The organism is Nocardioides nitrophenolicus, assembly GCF_016907515.1.
Taxonomy (GTDB): Bacteria; Actinomycetota; Actinomycetes; order Propionibacteriales; family Nocardioidaceae; genus Nocardioides; species Nocardioides nitrophenolicus.
Window position 1 is genome coordinate 3,300,740 of the sequence record NZ_JAFBBY010000001.1, and the last position, 16,206, is coordinate 3,316,945.

The 16,206-nt window shown below is 70.7% G+C and carries 14 protein-coding genes; all 14 read left to right on the forward strand.

Features of this window, described 5'->3' with window-relative positions:
- Positions 1-10 precede the first annotated feature (10 nt).
- From JOD66_RS16090 to JOD66_RS16155, 14 genes are read left to right on the forward strand one after another with little or no spacing between them, the layout of a single operon-like run.
- The gene (locus JOD66_RS16090; protein ID WP_141800511.1) at positions 11-565 is read left to right on the forward strand and encodes a NuoB/complex I 20 kDa subunit family protein; all 555 of its coding nucleotides are present in this window, start codon (positions 11-13) and stop codon (positions 563-565) included.
- Positions 562-1,293, forward strand: a complete 732-nt coding sequence (locus JOD66_RS16095; protein ID WP_204837861.1) for an NADH-quinone oxidoreductase subunit C — start codon at positions 562-564, stop codon at positions 1,291-1,293. The genes JOD66_RS16090 and JOD66_RS16095 overlap by 4 nt, the downstream gene beginning before the upstream one ends.
- Positions 1,293-2,630 carry an NADH-quinone oxidoreductase subunit D gene (locus JOD66_RS16100; protein ID WP_204837862.1) on the forward strand — a complete coding sequence of 446 codons (1,338 nt, stop codon included), beginning with the start codon at positions 1,293-1,295 and terminating at the stop codon, positions 2,628-2,630. The genes JOD66_RS16095 and JOD66_RS16100 overlap by 1 nt, the downstream gene beginning before the upstream one ends.
- Entirely contained in the window at positions 2,627-3,337 is a 711-nt protein-coding gene (gene nuoE / locus JOD66_RS16105; RefSeq protein WP_204837863.1) for an NADH-quinone oxidoreductase subunit NuoE, read from the forward strand. Before JOD66_RS16100 ends, nuoE begins: the two co-directional genes overlap by 4 nt.
- A complete protein-coding gene (gene nuoF / locus JOD66_RS16110; RefSeq protein WP_204837864.1) occupies positions 3,334-4,644 on the forward strand; it encodes an NADH-quinone oxidoreductase subunit NuoF in 1,311 nt (436 codons plus the stop codon). The genes nuoE and nuoF overlap by 4 nt, the downstream gene beginning before the upstream one ends.
- Positions 4,641-7,064: an NADH-quinone oxidoreductase subunit G gene (locus tag JOD66_RS16115; RefSeq protein WP_204837865.1), complete on the forward strand. Its 2,424-nt coding sequence runs from the start codon at positions 4,641-4,643 to the stop codon at positions 7,062-7,064. Before nuoF ends, JOD66_RS16115 begins: the two co-directional genes overlap by 4 nt.
- Complete coding sequence (gene nuoH, locus JOD66_RS16120) at positions 7,061-8,371, forward strand: NADH-quinone oxidoreductase subunit NuoH (protein ID WP_204837866.1); 1,311 nt, start codon at positions 7,061-7,063, stop codon at positions 8,369-8,371. Before JOD66_RS16115 ends, nuoH begins: the two co-directional genes overlap by 4 nt.
- Complete coding sequence (gene nuoI / locus JOD66_RS16125; RefSeq protein ID WP_204837867.1) at positions 8,364-8,948, forward strand: NADH-quinone oxidoreductase subunit NuoI; 585 nt, start codon at positions 8,364-8,366, stop codon at positions 8,946-8,948. Before nuoH ends, nuoI begins: the two co-directional genes overlap by 8 nt.
- A 26-nt stretch (positions 8,949-8,974) precedes the next feature.
- The gene (locus JOD66_RS16130) at positions 8,975-9,757 is read left to right on the forward strand and encodes an NADH-quinone oxidoreductase subunit J (protein WP_239546380.1); all 783 of its coding nucleotides are present in this window, start codon (positions 8,975-8,977) and stop codon (positions 9,755-9,757) included.
- Positions 9,754-10,047, forward strand: coding sequence for an NADH-quinone oxidoreductase subunit NuoK (gene nuoK / locus JOD66_RS16135; RefSeq protein ID WP_141800503.1), 294 nt, complete (start codon positions 9,754-9,756; stop codon positions 10,045-10,047). Before JOD66_RS16130 ends, nuoK begins: the two co-directional genes overlap by 4 nt.
- 10 nt (positions 10,048-10,057) lie before the next feature.
- Positions 10,058-12,013 (forward strand): NADH-quinone oxidoreductase subunit L, encoded by a 1,956-nt coding sequence (nuoL, locus tag JOD66_RS16140; protein ID WP_204837869.1) that lies wholly within the window; start codon positions 10,058-10,060, stop codon positions 12,011-12,013.
- The gene (locus tag JOD66_RS16145) at positions 12,013-13,521 is read left to right on the forward strand and encodes an NADH-quinone oxidoreductase subunit M (RefSeq protein ID WP_204837870.1); all 1,509 of its coding nucleotides are present in this window, start codon (positions 12,013-12,015) and stop codon (positions 13,519-13,521) included. The genes nuoL and JOD66_RS16145 overlap by 1 nt, the downstream gene beginning before the upstream one ends.
- Positions 13,521-15,122 (forward strand): NADH-quinone oxidoreductase subunit NuoN, encoded by a 1,602-nt coding sequence (gene nuoN / locus JOD66_RS16150; protein WP_204837871.1) that lies wholly within the window; start codon positions 13,521-13,523, stop codon positions 15,120-15,122. Before JOD66_RS16145 ends, nuoN begins: the two co-directional genes overlap by 1 nt.
- Positions 15,119-16,141, forward strand: a complete 1,023-nt coding sequence (locus JOD66_RS16155; protein WP_372442580.1) for a polyprenyl synthetase family protein — start codon at positions 15,119-15,121, stop codon at positions 16,139-16,141. Before nuoN ends, JOD66_RS16155 begins: the two co-directional genes overlap by 4 nt.
- Positions 16,142-16,206 lie beyond the last annotated feature (65 nt).

Genomic DNA, 16,206 nt, shown 5'->3' on the forward strand with positions numbered 1-16,206 from the left:
GGGACACACCATGGGTGTCGAGGAGAAGCTCCCCAGCGGAGTCCTGCTGAGCACGGTCGAGGGACTGGCCGGCTACATGCGCAAGGCCAGCTTCTGGCCGGCGACCTTCGGGCTCGCGTGCTGCGCGATCGAGATGATGACCAGCGGTGGCCCCAAGTACGACCTCGCCCGGTTCGGCATGGAGGTGTTCCGGGCCAGCCCGCGCCAGGCCGACCTGATGATCGTCGCCGGGCGGGTCAGCCAGAAGATGGCGCCGGTGCTGCGCCAGATCTACGACCAGATGGCCGAGCCCAAGTGGGTGCTGGCGATGGGCGTGTGCGCCAGCAGCGGCGGCATGTTCAACAACTACGCGATCGTCCAGGGCGTCGACCACGTCGTGCCCGTCGACATGTACCTCCCCGGCTGCCCGCCGCGCCCGGAGATGCTGATCGACGCGATCCTCAAGCTCCACGACAAGGTCCAGCACACGCCCCTCGGCGCCAACCGCCAGGCTCAGATCCGCGAGCTCGAGGCCGAGGGCCTGGTGGCGCTGCCGACCAGCGACATGAGGGGGATGCTGCGGTGAGCGACGAGAAGCCGGCCGGCCCCGACAAGGCCGTCGAGCAGCCCGCCACCGGGCAGTCGCCCGAGAACGCGCCCGAGTCCCTCGGCGAGCCCGGCGTCGAGATCCGCGCCGTCGGCGAGCGCCGCGGGATGTTCGGCGTGAAGGGCTCCGGCGACACGAGCGGGTACGACGGCCTGGTGGTCCCCGTGGTGCTGCCCGGTGCCGCGCAGCGTCCCTACGGCGGCTGGTTCGACACCGTGGCCGACGTGCTCGACCCGCTGATCGAGCAGGTCGTGATCCACCGGGGCGAGATCACCTTCCACGTCCACCGCGACCACCTGCTCGAGGTGGCGACCAAGCTCCGCGACGACCCGAGCCTGCGCTTCGAGCTGCTCTCGGGAGTCAGCGGCGTCCACTACCCGGGCGACGCGGGCCGCGAGCTGCACGCGGTCTACCACCTGATGTCGTTCACCTGGAACCGCCGGGTCCGGGTCGAGGTCGCCGTACCCGACAGCGACCCGCACCTGCCGTCGCTCGTGCCGATCTATCCCGCGGCCGACTGGCACGAGCGGGAGACCTGGGACATGTTCGGCCTGCAGTTCGACGGCCACCCGGCACTGACCCGGATCCTGATGCCCGACGACTGGCCGGGCCACCCGCAGCGCAAGGACTACCCCCTCGGCGGCATCCCCGTCGAGTACAAGGGCGCGAGCGTGCCACCGCCGGACCAGCGGAGGAGCTACAACTGATGAGCACCGACTTCTACGCCGACGCCAGCGACACGGCCGAGGGCAGGGTCTTCACCGTCACCGGCCAGGACTGGGACGAGATCGCCGCCGACCTGGGGGAGGGCGACGCGGCCGAGCGGATCGTCGTCAACATGGGTCCGCAGCACCCCTCGACCCACGGCGTGCTCCGGCTGATCCTCGAGATCGAGGGCGAGACGGTCACCGAGGCCCGCTGCGGGATCGGCTACCTCCACACCGGCATCGAGAAGAACATGGAGTTCCGCTCCTGGACCCAGGGCGTGACCTTCTGCACCCGGATGGACTATCTCGCGCCCTTCTTCAACGAGATGACCTATGTGCTGGGTGTGGAGCGGCTGCTCGACATCGAGGACCAGATCCCCGAGAAGGCCCAGATCATGCGGGTCCTGCTCATGGAGCTCAACCGGATCTCCTCCCACCTGGTCTGCATCGCCACCGGCGGCATGGAGATCGGGGCGCTCACGGTGATGACCATCGGCTTCCGCGAGCGCGAGCTGGTCCTCGACCTGTTCGAGCTGATCACCGGCCTGCGGATGAACCACGCGTTCATCCGTCCGGGCGGCGTCGCGCAGGACCTGCCGCCCGGCGCGCTCGACGAGATCCGCTCCTTCGTCGCGCTGATGAAGAAGCGGCTGCCCGAGTACGCCGCGCTGTGCAACGCGAACCCGATCTTCAAGGCCCGCCTCGAGAACGTCGGCCACCTCGACCTCGAGGGCTGCATGGCGCTCGGCCTGACCGGACCGGTGCTGCGCAGCACCGGCTACGGCTACGACCTGCGCAAGGCCCAGCCCTACTGCGGCTACGAGACCTACGACTTCGACGTGCAGACCTGGGACACCGCCGACTCCTACGGCCGGTTCCGGGTCCGGCTCAACGAGATGCACGAGTCGCTCAAGATCATCGAGCAGGCCGCCGACCGGCTGGCCCGGCTCGAGGGCGCGCCGGTCATGGTCGCCGACAAGAAGATCGCCTGGCCCAGCCAGCTGTCCATCGGCAGCGACGGGATGGGCAACAGCCTCGACCACATCCGCCACATCATGGGTGAGTCGATGGAGGCGCTGATCCACCACTTCAAGCTGGTGACCGAGGGCTTCCGGGTCCCGGCCGGCCAGGCCTACGTGCCGGTCGAGTCGCCGCGCGGCGAGCTCGGCGCCCACGTCGTCTCCGACGGCGGCACCCGACCGTTCCGGGCGCACTTCCGCGACCCGTCGTTCAACAACCTCCAGGCGATGGGCCTGATGAGCGAGGGCGGCCAGATCGCCGACGTCATCGTCGCCATCGCGAGCATCGACCCCGTGATGGGAGGCGTCGACCGATGAGCACCCCGCCGCTGGACGACAAGACGCTCGCCGAGCTGCGCGAGATCGCCGGGCGCTACCCCGAGCCGCGCTCGGGGCTGCTGCCGATGCTGCACCTCGTGCAGGCGGCCCAGGGCCGGATCACCCCCGAGGGCATCGAGGCGTGCGCCGCGATCCTCGAGATCAGCGCCGCCGAGGTCAACGGCGTCGCGACCTTCTACACGATGTACAAGCGCCACGGCGTCGGCGACTACCACGTCGGCGTGTGCACCAACACCCTGTGCGCGGTGATGGGCGGCGACGCCATCTTCCAGCGGCTCAAGGACCACCTCGAGATCGGCAACGACGAGGTCGCCGTCCAGCGCCAGGGCGACTCGCGCACGGTGAGCCTGGAGCACATCGAGTGCAATGCGGCCTGCGACTACGCGCCGGTGCTGATGGTCAACTGGGAGTTCATGGACAACCAGACCCCCGAGTCGGCGGTCCAGCTGGTCGAGGCGCTGCGCGCCGGCCACGAGGTCAGCTCCACCCGCGGTCCCAAGCTCTGCACCTGGCGCGAGGCCGAGCGGGTGCTCGCCGGCTTCCCCGACGGCCGGGTCGACGAGGGGCCGTCCGCGGGCGCCGCCTCCCTCGCCGGACTCGAGGTCGCCCGCCAGCGCGGCTGGCACGCTCCCGACCCGGCGGCCACGCCGGCCGTCGAGGCCCCGCAGAAGGACGGTGACGCATGACCGACACGCTGACCCCGGTCCTCACCGACATCTGGGACGCCGAGCAGTCCTGGAAGCTCGCCACCTATGCCGCCCAGGGCGGCTACCAGGCCCTCGACGTCGCGTTCGGGATGAGCCCCGACGACGTCATCGCCGCGGTCAAGGACAGCGGCCTGCGCGGGCGCGGCGGCGCCGGCTTCCCGACCGGGATGAAGTGGTCCTTCATCCCCCAGGACAACCCCAAGCCGAAGTACCTCGTGGTCAACGCCGACGAGTCCGAGCCGGGCACCTGCAAGGACATCCCGCTGATGATGGGCAACCCCCACGTCCTCGTCGAGGGCGTCATCCTCAGCTCCTACGCCATCCGCGCCAACAAGGCGTTCATCTACATCCGCGGCGAGGTCGTCCACGTCATCCGCCGGGTCCAGGCCGCCGTCGCCGAGGCGTACGCCGCCGGTCACCTCGGCACGGACATCCACGGCTCGGGCTACGACCTCGACGTCGTCGTCCACGCCGGCGCCGGCGCCTACATCTGCGGCGAGGAGACCGCCCTCCTCGAGGGCCTCGAGGGCCGCCGCGGCCAACCCCGCCTGCGCCCGCCGTTCCCCGCCGTCGCGGGCCTCTACGCCAGCCCGACGGTCATCAACAACGTCGAGTCCATCGCCTCGGTCCCCGCCATCGTCAAGAACGGCGCGGCCTGGTTCGGCTCCATGGGCACCGAGAAGTCCAAGGGCCACGGCATCTTCTCGCTGTCGGGCCACGTGACGAAGCCCGGTCAGTACGAGGCGCCGCTCGGCATCACGCTGCGCGAGCTGCTCGACCTGGCGGGTGGCGTGCGCGAGGGGCACCAGCTGAAGTTCTGGACGCCGGGCGGCTCCAGCACGCCGCTGCTCACCGCCGAGCACCTCGACGTACCCCTCGACTTCGAGGGCGTCGGCGCCGTCGGCTCGATGCTCGGCACCCGCGCCCTGCAGATCTTCGACGAGACCGTCTGCGTGGTGCGGGCGGTGCTGCGCTGGACGGAGTTCTACAAGCACGAGTCCTGCGGCAAGTGCACGCCCTGTCGCGAGGGCACCTGGTGGCTGGTGCAGGCACTGACCCGGCTCGAGAACGGCCAGGGCAGCGAGGCCGACCTCGACCAGCTCCTCGACCAGTGCGACAACATCCTCGGCCGCTCGTTCTGCGCGCTGGGCGACGGCGCGACCAGCCCGGTGTCCAGCTCGATCCAGCACTTCCGCGACGAGTACCTCGCCCACCTCCAGCAGGGAGGGTGCCCCTTCGACCCGGCGCGGTCCACGGCCTGGGCCGGACAGGAGGTGTCGGCATGAGCGCCGGCGAGATCGAGAAGACCGACCTGGTCACCGTCACCATCGACGGCGTCCAGGTCAGTGTGCCCAAGGACACCCTGGTGATCCGGGCCGCCGAGCAGATCGGCGTCCAGATCCCGCGCTTCTGCGACCACCCGCTGCTCGCGCCGGCCGGTGCCTGCCGGCAGTGCCTGGTCGACGTACCCGACGCGGGGAACGGACGCGGCTTCCCCAAGCCGCAGGCCTCCTGCACGCTGCCGGTCGCCGAGGGCATGGTCGTCAGCACCCAGGTCACCAGCCCGGTCGCCGACAAGGCGCAGCAGGGCGTGATGGAGCTGCTGCTCATCAACCACCCGCTCGACTGCCCGGTCTGCGACAAGGGCGGTGAGTGCCCGCTGCAGAACCAGGCGATGTCCAACGGCCGCGGCGAGTCGCGCTTCTCCGACGAGCGCAACCGCGGCGTGAAGCGGACCTTCCCCAAGCCGATCAACCTCTCGCCCACGGTCCTGCTCGACCGCGAGCGCTGCATCGTGTGCCAGCGCTGCACCCGCTTCGCCGACGAGATCGCCGGCGACCCGTTCATCGCACTCGTCGAGCGCGGAGCCCAGCAGCAGATCGGCATCGCCGAGGACGCGCCCTTCCTGTCGTACTTCTCCGGCAACGTGATCCAGATCTGCCCGGTCGGCGCGCTCACCTCCGAGCAGTACCGCTTCCGCTCGCGGCCCTTCGACCTGGTCTCCACGCCCGGTGTCGCCGAGCACGACGCGTGCGGCTCCGCGATCCGCATCGACCACCGCCGCGGCACGGTGCTGCGCCGCCAGGCCGGCAACGACCCCGCGGTCAACGAGGAGTGGATCAGCGACAAGGACCGGTTCGCGTTCGCCTACCTCCAGGCCGACGACCGGCTCACCTACCCCCAGGTCCGCGACGACGACGGCAGCCTGCGCCCGGCCTCGTGGCCCGAGGCGTTCACCGTCGCCGCCCGCGGCCTGGCGGCGGCGAAGCAGGCCGGCGGCGTCGGCGTACTGACCGGCGGCCGGCTCAGCGCCGAGGACGCCTACGCCTACGCCAAGCTGGCCCGGGTCGCGCTCGACACCAACGACATCGACTTCCGGGCCCGCCCGCACTCCGCCGAGGAGGCCGCCTTCCTCGCCGCTCACGTCGTGCTGACCGGGCCCGGCCACGGCGGCGTCACGTACGACGACCTGGAGTCGGCCGCGAAGGTCGTCCTGGTGGGGCTGGAGCCCGAGGACGAGGCCGCGACGATCTTCCTGCGGCTGCGCAAGTCGGTGCGCGCCGGCGGCACCCAGGTGGTCGGCCTGGCGCCGTTCACCACCCGCGGCCTGGCGAAGCTCTCCGCCCGACTGGTCCCGACCCTGCCCGGCGACGAGCCGGCCGCGCTGCGCGCGCTGGCCGGTGAGCTGGACGCCACGTCGGTCCTGCTGGTGGGGGAGCGGCTCGCGACCGTGCCCGGTGCGCTCAGCGCCGCCGCCGAGGTCGCCGCGGCCACCGGCGCCCGGCTGGCCTGGGTGCCGCGCCGGGCCGGTGACCGGGGCGCGCTCGAGGCCGGCTGCCTGCCGACCCTGCTGCCCGGCGGCCGCCCGGTCGCCGACGCCCGCGCCCGGGTCGACGTCGCCGCCGCCTGGGGCGTCGAGCACCTGCCCGAGACCCCGGGCCGCGACGCCGACGGCATCGTCGCGGCGCTCGTCGACGGGACGCTCGGTGGCCTGGTGGTCGCCGGCGTCGACCCCGACGACACCAGCGACCCGGCCGCCACCCGCGCCGCGCTCGACGCGGCCGGCTTCGTGGTCGCCTTCGACCTGCGCCGCACCGAGGTCACCGACCGTGCCGACGTCGTCTTCCCGGTCGCGCCCACCACCGACAAGGCCGGCAGCTTCGTCAACTGGGAGGGCCGGGTGCGCGGCTGGGAGGCCGCGCTCCACAACCCGGCCTCGCTGCCGGAGCTGCGCGCGCTCGCCGGCATCGCCGAGGAGCTCGCCCAGCTCGGTCAGGGGAGTCCGCTCGGGTTCCGCACGGTCGACGAGGTGCGCGCCGAGATGGCGCAGCTCGGGCCGTGGGACGGCGAGCGGCCATCGCTCGGCACCACCGACCCGGCCGAGCGACCCGGTGACGGCGTCCGGCTCGCCACCTGGAAGCAGCTGCTCGACAACGGCTCGCTGCAGGACGGCGACAAGTACCTCAAGGCGACCGCCCGCACGCCCGTCGCCCTGGTCACGCCGGCCGACTTCGACAGCTACGGCCCGACGGTCACCCTCACCGGCGACCGCGGCTCGATGACGCTGCCGGCCGAGATCTGCGACGACCTCGTCGAGGGCGCGGTCTGGGTGCCGGCCAACTCGGTCGGCAACGGCGTCCTCGCCGACCTGGCGTCCCCCGGCGCCACGGTCACCATCACGGGAGCGGAAGGGGTGCACGGGTGAAGGAGTCGCTCGCACTGTTCGGCAAGGACCCGTGGTGGGTCGTCGGGCTCAAGACCCTGCTGATCTTCGTGATCCTGGTCCTGCTCACGCTGTTCAACATCTGGTGGGAGCGCCGGGTCGTGGCCCGGATGCAGCACCGGATCGGCCCCAACGTGCACGGCCCCTTCGGGCTCCTGCAGTCGCTGGCCGACGGCGTGAAGCTGGCGTTCAAGGAGGACCTGATCCCCAAGGCCGCCGACAAGGTGGTCTTCGTGCTCGCGCCGGTGATCGTGGTGGTCCCGGCGTTCGTGACCTTCAGCGTGATCCCGTTCGGTCCCGAGGTGAGCTTCTTCGGCCACGACACCCCGCTCCAGCTCACCGACATGCCGGTGGCGGTGCTGTTCGTGATGGCGATCGCCTCGATCGGCATCTACGGCATCGTCCTCGGCGGCTGGTCCAGCGGCTCGACGTACTCCCTGCTCGGCGGGCTGCGCTCGAGCGCCCAGATGATCTCCTACGAGGTCGCGATGGGCCTCGCGCTGGTCTCGGTCTTCATGTACGCCGGCTCGATGTCGACCAGCGAGATCGTCGCCGCCCAGGACAACCTGTGGTTCGGGCTGATCCTGCTGCCGTCGTTCGTGATCTACACGATCGCCATGGTCGGTGAGACCAACCGCGCGCCGTTCGACCTTCCCGAGGCCGAGGGCGAGCTGGTGGGCGGCTTCCACACCGAGTACTCCAGCCTGAAGTTCGCGCTGTTCTTCCTCGCCGAGTACATCAACATGGCGACCGTCTCCGCGCTCGCCACCACGCTCTTCCTCGGCGGCTGGCACGCGCCGTTCTGGATCGACCACGTGTGGGAGGGCGCCAACCAGGGCTACTGGCCGGTGCTGTGGTTCTTCGGCAAGGTGCTCTTCTTCATCTTCATCTTCATCTGGCTGCGCGGCTCGCTGCCGCGGCTGCGCTACGACCAGTTCATGGCGTTCGGCTGGAAGCGGCTGATCCCCATCTCGCTGGTGTGGATCGTCGCGGTCGCCACCATGCGCGCGGCCCGCAACGAGGGCGTGTTCGACGAGGGATTCGGCAGCAACCCGCAGTTCTGGCTGATCATCGCCGGCGTGGTGCTCGTGGCGCTGCTGCTGAGCTTCTTCCTCCCCGAGAAGGACGCCGAGCCCGAGACCGAGGGTGTCGCTCCGCGCGCCGGGGGCTTCCCGGTACCGCCGATGCCCGCGGGCGGCGCGGTCCGCGGTGCTGCCGCGCCGCTGGTGTTCCGCTCCGATGCCACCGTCAACGAGACCGTCCGCGATTCAGGGGTGAGCAATGGCTGACCAGCACGGTTCGAAGAGGACCGGCGAGAAGGGCCCGTCCCTCAAGGAGCAGTTCTGGGACCCGGTCGCCGGCTTCGGCGTCACCTTCCGGACCATGTTCCGCAAGGTCGTCACCGAGCAGTACCCCAAGGAGAAGCTGCCCACCGCGCCGCGCTTCCACGGTCGTCACCAGCTCAACCGCTGGCCCGACGGCCTCGAGAAGTGCGTCGGGTGCGAGCTGTGCGCCTGGGCCTGCCCCGCCGACGCGATCTACGTCGAGGGCGCGGAGAACGACGACAGCGTGGGACCCGACGGCGAGACCGGCCGCTACAGCGCCGGTGAGCGCTACGGCCGCGTCTACCAGATCAACTACCTGCGCTGCATCCTGTGCGGTCTGTGCATCGAGGCCTGCCCGACCCGGGCGCTCACCATGACCAACGAGTACGAGCTCGCCGACGACAGCCGGGCCAGCCTGATCTACGAGAAGTCCGACCTGCTGGCGCCGCTGCTGCCCGGCATGGAGCAGCCGCCGCACCCGATGCTGCTCGGCAACGACGACGACTACTACCGTGGGGAGTTCAAGGGGGCCGAGCAGTGACCGCCTTCTGGATCCTCGCGCCGATCATGGTGCTCGCCGCGCTCGGCATCCTGTTCGTCCGCAAGGCCGTGCACGCCGCGCTGCTGCTGGCGGTGGTGATGATCAGCCTCGCGGTGCTCTACGCCGTGCTCGAGGCGCCCTTCCTGTTCGCGGTGCAGATCATCGTCTACACCGGCGCGATCCTGATGTTGTTCCTGTTCGTGCTGATGCTGGTCGGCGTCGACGCCTCCGACTCCACGGTCGAGACCATCAAGGGCCAGCGCCCGCTGGCCTGGGTGGTCGGCCTGGCGTTCGTCGTGGTGATGGTCGTCGCCCTGACCCAGCTCACCTTCGGCACCGCCGTCGGCCTCGACGAGGCGAACTCCGGCGGCAACGTGCAGGCGCTCGCCGATCTGCTGTTCTCGCGCTACGTCTTCATCTTCGAGGCCACCAGCGCGCTGCTCATCACCGCCGCGGTCGGCGCGATGGTGCTCGCCCACCGCGAGCGGCTCACGCCGAAGAAGACCCAGGCCGACCTGGCCGCCGACCGGATCCGCGCGTACGGCGAGAGCGGTGCCCACCTCGGCCCGCTGCCCCCTCCCGGCGTCTACGCCCGCCACAACGCGGTCGACACCCCGGCCCTGCTGCCCGACGGCAGCCCGGCGCCGGCGTCGGTCTCGCGGGTGCTCGCGGCCCGCGGCACCATGCAGAAGACCGGCCTGCGCGACATCGACGCGATCACGGACCAGCTCGGCGTGGATCCCACGGAGAAGCCCGAAACGGCGGGGAAGAGCGCTGCTACCGGCTCCAGTGAGGAGAACGAGGCGTGACCGAATACGTGGTGCTCAGCGCCATCCTCTTCACCATCGGCTCGATCGGGGTGCTCACCCGGCGCAACGCGATCGTGGTGTTCATGTGCGTCGAGCTGATGCTCAACGCCTGCAACCTGGCCTTCGTCGCGTTCGCCCGCCAGCACGGCAACCTCGACGGCCAGATCGCGGCCTTCTTCGTGATGGTGGTGGCCGCGGCCGAGGTGGTGGTCGGGCTCGCGATCATCATGACCATCTTCCGGACCCGTCGCTCGGCCTCGGTCGACGACGCGAGCCTGCTGAAGTTCTGAGGACGGGATGATGCACGCACTCACCGCGCTGACGCCGGCCCTGACGCTCAAGGCCAGCGAGACCCACATCCCCGTGGTCGCGCCGACCGAGGCCGACGGGCCGTTCACCCTGCTCTGGCTGATCATCGCGCTGCCGCTGCTCGGCGCCGCGATCCTCCTGCTCGGCGGCCGGCGTACCGACAAGTGGGGCCACCTGCTCGGTACGGCGACCTCGGCCGGCTCGTTCCTGATCAGCCTGGTGCTGTTCGTCAACCTGCTCGGTCGCGACGAGGGGGAGCGCCAGGTCTCCCAGCACCTCTACGACTGGATCGACGCCGGGAAGCTCCACATCGGCATGGATCTGCTCTACGACCCGCTGTCGGCGCTCTTCCTGCTGCTGATCACCGGCGTCGGCTCGCTGATCCACGTCTACTCCATCGGCTACATGGCCCACGACCCGCGTCGCCGGCGGTTCTTCGCCTACCTCAACCTCTTCGTCGCGGCCATGCTCATGCTGATCCTCGCGGAGAACTACGTGGGCCTGTTCCTCGGCTGGGAGGGCGTCGGTCTCGCGTCGTACCTGCTCATCGGGTTCTGGCAGCACAAGCCGTCCGCGGCCGCCGCCGCCAAGAAGGCCTTCGTCATCAACCGGGTCGGCGACATGGGCCTGAGCCTGGCGATCTTCTTGATGATCGTCACCTTCGGCACCACCAGCTTCAGCGGTGTCAGCGCCCTGGCGGGCGGCGCGACCGAGACCACGCTGAACTGGATCGGCGTCCTGCTGCTCGTCGGAGCCTGCGGCAAGTCCGCCCAGGTCCCGCTCCAGGCCTGGCTCCTCGACGCCATGGAGGGCCCGACCCCGGTCTCCGCCCTCATCCACGCGGCGACCATGGTCACCGCCGGCGTCTACCTGATCACCCGCTCCAACTTCGTCTTCGAGCTGGCGCCGACCGCCCAGACCGCGGTGGTCATCGTGGCCACGGTGACGCTGCTGTGGGGCGCGATCATCGGGTGCGCGAAGGACGACATCAAGAAGGGCCTGGCCGGCTCCACGATGAGCCAGATCGGCTACATGATGCTCGGCGCCGGTCTCGGCGTCGCGGGCTACGCCTTCGCGATCTTCCACCTGCTGACCCACGGCTTCTTCAAGGCCAACATGTTCCTCGGGGCCGGCTCGGTGATGCACGCGATGGACGACGACGTCGACATGCGCCACTACGGCGCGCTGCAGAAGGCGCTGCCCATCACCTTCGCGACCTTCGCCCTCGGCTTCCTGGCGATCATCGGCATCCCGCCGTTCGCCGGCTTCTGGTCGAAGGACAAGATCATCGAGGTCGCGCTCACCGAGAACCCCGTCGTCGGCATCTGTGCCCTGCTCGGAGCGGGCATCACCGGCTTCTACATGACCCGGATGATGCTGATGACCTTCTTCACCAAGAAGAGGTGGGAGAAGAACGTCCACCCCCACGAGAGCCCGCTGGTGATGACCATCCCGCTGATGGTCCTCGCCGCGCTGTCGGCCCTCGGCGGCCTGATGCTCGCCGGCAACTGGATCGTCGACTGGCTCAGCCCGGTCGTCGGCCACGTCGAGCACGAGGACCCGCCGCTGCCGGTCATCGTGCTCACCCTGATCACCATCGCGGTGGTGCTCGCCGGCGTGGCGCTCGCCTGGGTCCTGGTCGGCCAGCGCGACGTACCGCGCACCGCGCCGGCCGACGTCTCCCTCGCCACCAGGGCCGCTCGCGCCGACCTCTACGGCGACGCGATCAACGAGGGCCTGGTCGTCAACCCGGGCCGCGCCACGGTGCGCGCGCTCACCGACGGTGACCGCACCCTCGTCGACGGCCTCTTCATGGGCGGCACCACGGTCCTCGCCGGCACCGGCGAGCTGCTCCGGCGGCTCCAGAACGGCTATGTCCGGTCCTACGCCCTCGGCATCCTCGGTGGCGCACTGCTCGTCGTCCTGACCCTGGTGGTGGTGAACTGATGTTGCTCAGCCTGCTCGTCTGGCTGCCGATCGCCGGTGCGGTCGCCGTCGCGCTCGCGCCCCGCACGGTCAGCAAGACCGCCGGCCTCGGCGTCGCGCTGGCGACCCTGGTCGTGGGCATCGTCGTCGCGGCGTCCTACGAGGTCGACGGCGGCCGCCAGCTGACCGAGGAGCACGAGTGGATCGAGGCGTTCGGGGTGCACTACGCCCTCGGCGTCGACGGCCTGGGCCTGCTGCTGGTCCTGCTGACCGTGCTGCTCGTCCCGCTGGTGCTCGGCGCGGAGTGGTTCAAGGCCGACGCCGCGGGCTCCGCCGGCGCCCGGTCGTTCGTCGCCTGGACCCTCGCCCTCGAGGGTCTCTCGCTCGCCGTGTTCTGCGCCACCGACGTCTTCCTCTTCTACGTCGTCTTCGAGGCGACGCTGATCCCGGCGTACTTCCTGGTCGGCGGCTTCGGCCGCGAGGGCCGGGGCGCGGCGGCGCTCAAGTTCTTGATGTTCCAGCTCGCGGGCGGCCTGATCCTGCTCGCCGCGGTGATCGGTCTCTACGTCGTCTCCGCCCAGCAGGGCGAGCCGTCGTACCTCCTCTCCGACCTAGAGCAGCTCGACATCGGCACCGAGGCCGGCCGCTGGCTGTTCTTCGGCTTCTTCATCGCCTTCGCGATCAAGGCGCCGCTGTTCCCGCTGCACACCTGGCTGGCCGACACCACCGAGAAGGCCACGCCCGGCACCGGCGTGCTGCTCGTGTGCATCCTCGACAAGATCGGCACCTTCGGGATGATGAGGTTCTGCCTCGGCATCTTCCCCGAGGCCTCGCAGTGGGCGACCCCGCTGGTCATCACGCTCGCGCTGATCTCCGTCGTCTACGGCGCGTTCATCGCGATCGGGCAGGACGACATCTTCCGGCTGATCGGTCTCACCTCGCTGAGCCACTTCGGCCTGATCACCCTGGGCGTCTTCACCATGACCAGCCAGGGCGGCACCGGCGCGATCCTCTACATGGTCAACCACGGCCTCGGCACCGCCGCGCTCTTCCTGGTCGCGGGCTACCTCTACGACCGCAGCGGCACCTCGTCGATCCGTGAGATGCGCGGCGTCGAGAAGGTCGCCCCGGTCCTGGCCGGCCTGCTGCTCGTCGCCGGCCTGGCCACGCTCGGGCTGCCGGGCCTGTCGCCGTTCATCAGCGAGTTCCTGGTGTTCGCGGCGGCCTTCGACTACGGCTGGTACGTCGGCGCGATCGCGGTCACCGCGGTGGTGCTGTCCGCGATATACGTGCTGTGGATGTACCAGCGCACCATGACCGGGCCCACGCCCCCGGAGGCCGAGGCCACCCGCGACGTCGGCGTCCGCGAGATCGTCGCCGTCGCGCCGCTCATGGCCGCGCTGGTCTTCTTCGGGTTCTATCCCGCACCCCTGCTCGACGTGAGCAACCCGATGGTGGGTGACCTGATGCACCAGATGGGGATCCAGGACGACCAGCCCACGGTCGTGCAGACGGAGGAGGCGCACTGATGGAGTTCGTGAAGCCCGAGCTCGAGTACGTCGAGCTGCTGCCGCTCCTCATCGTCCTCGGCGGCGCCTGCGTCGGCGTCGCGCTGGAGGCCTTCCTGCCGCGCGGCACCCGCCGGCTGCCCCAGGTGGGCGTGGCGCTGGCCGCCGTGCTCGCCGCCCTCGTCGCGACCGTCCTCATCGGCATGGACCTCGAGAAGCACCAGGGCGCCGACGGCGCCGAGGGCCGCGGCCTGGTCGGCGCGATGGGCAGCGTCGTGGTCGACGGCCCGACCGTCTACCTGTGGGGCCTGCTCCTCGTGTTCGCGCTCGGCGGCATCGCGCTCTTCGCCGAGCAGCGGCTCGAGGGCGGCGTGTCCGCGTTCACCGGCCAGGCGGCGGCGCTGCCCGGCTCCGAGGGGGAGCGCGACGCCTCCACCCGCGGCCTGGAGCACACCGAGGTCTACCCGCTGCTCCTCTTCGCGGTGGGCGGCATGCTGCTGTTCCCGGCGTCCGGCGACCTGCTCACCATGTTCGTGGCCCTGGAGATCCTCTCGCTGCCGCTCTACCTGCTCTGCGGCCTGGCGCGCCGGCGCCGCCTGCTGAGCCAGGAGGCGGCGATGAAGTACTTCCTGCTCGGCGCCTTCGCCTCCGGCTTCTTCCTCTACGGCGCCGCGCTGGTCTACGGCTACGCCGGCTCGGTGAGCTTCGCCGGGATCAACGAGGCGGTCCGCGCCGGCTCGGCCAACCACGGCCTGCTGCTCGCCGGCATCGGCCTGCTCGCCGTCGGCCTGCTGTTCAAGGTCGGCGCCGCACCCTTCCAGGCCTGGACGCCCGACGTCTACCAGGGCGCGCCCACCGCGGTGACGGCGTTCATGGCCGCCGGCACCAAGGTCGCCGCCTTCGGCGCGCTGCTCCGGCTGCTGTACGTCGCCTTCGGCGGCGAGCGCTGGAGCTGGCAGCCGATGCTGTGGGTGATCGCGATCGCCTCGATGGTGCTGGGTGCGGTGCTCGCCATCGTCCAGAACGACGTGAAGCGGATGCTGGCCTACTCCTCGGTCGCCCACACCGGCTTCATCCTGGTCGGCGTGCTCGGCGTGCAGAGCGCCGACGAGCTCGCGAAGGGGCAGTACACCTCGCTCGAGGGCGTGCTCTTCTACCTCACCACCTACGGGTTCGCGATGATCGGCGCCTTCGCGATCGTCACCCTGGTCCGCGACGGGGGCGGCGAGGCGACGGCGTACGAACGCTGGGCCGGGCTGGGCCGCACCTCGCCGCTGGTGGCCGGGGCGTTCGCCTTCTTCCTGCTCTCCATGGCCGGCATCCCCCTCACGGCGGGCTTCATCGGCAAGTGGGCGGTCTTCACCTCGGCGCTGTCCGCGGGGGCCTGGCCGGTGGTCCTGGTGGCCATCGCGTGCAGCATCCTGGCGATCACCTTCTACGTACGCCACATCCGGCTGATGTTCTTCACCGAGCCCAGCGCCGACGGCGCGGGCGTCGTCACCCGGTCCTCGCTGCTGACCTCGGGCACCATCGCGGTGTGCCTGGTCGCGACCCTAGTCCTCGGCATCGTGCCGGGCCCGGTTCTCGATCTGGTGGTGAGTACGGGAGACTTCATCAGGTGAGCCCTGATGCGCGTCCCGCCGACCTGGCCCTGCCGATCGACGACACCGCCCTCGCCGACCGGCTGAGGGCGCGGATGGCCACGGTCGAGGAGGCGCTGTACGAGCACGCGTCCAGCCGGGCGCCCTACGTCACCGAGGCGGCGCGCCATCTGCTCGCCGCCGGCGGCAAGCGCTTCCGCCCGCTGCTCGTGCTCCTCGCCGCCGAGGCGGGGCCGCGGCCCGACGCCGAGGAGGTGCTCACCGCGGCCTGCGTCGTGGAGATCACCCACGTCGGCTCGCTCTACCACGACGACGTGATGGACGAGGCCGCCCTGCGCCGCGGCGAGGACTCGGCCAACGCCCGCTACGACAACCTGGTCGCGATCCTCACCGGCGACTGGCTGTTCGCGAAGTCCTCCGAGCTGACCGCCCGGCTCGGCCCGGACGCCGTACGGATCCAGGCGGAGACCTTCACCCGCCTGGTCGAGGGCCAGATCCTCGAGACCGTGAAGCCCGGCCCCGGCGAGGACGCGCTGGCCCACTATCTCGAGGTCGTCGCCGGCAAGACCGGCTCCCTGATCGCCACCTCGGCCCACTACGGCGCGCTCTTCTCCGGCGCCGCGCCGGAGGTCGTCACGGCGTTGACGGCGTACGGCGAGCTCGTCGGCACCGCCTTCCAGCTCTCCGACGACATCCTCGACGTCGCCTCCGAGAGCGAGGAGTCCGGCAAGACCCCCGGCACCGACCTCAAGGAGGGCGTCCCGACCCTGCCGGTGCTGCTCGCCCGCGCCTCGACCGACCCGGCCGACGCCCGTCTGCTCGAGCTCCTCGACCCGGCCCGCACCGACCTCGCCGCCGACGCCGAGCTGCACGCCGAGGCGCTCGACCTGCTCCGCAAGCACCCCGCCATGGGCCAGGCCCAGGCGTACGTCGTCGCCCGGGCCCAGGAGGCCAAGCAGCTCCTCCAGGCGCTGCCCGAGGGCTCGGTGCGCACCGCCCTGGAGGACTTCGCCGACGTGGTGGCGGTCCGCTCGGCCTGAGGTCATCTGTCAAGCCACTGGACATGTCGACAGAACGTGTTAAGTTTTCTGGAATCTCTTAACAT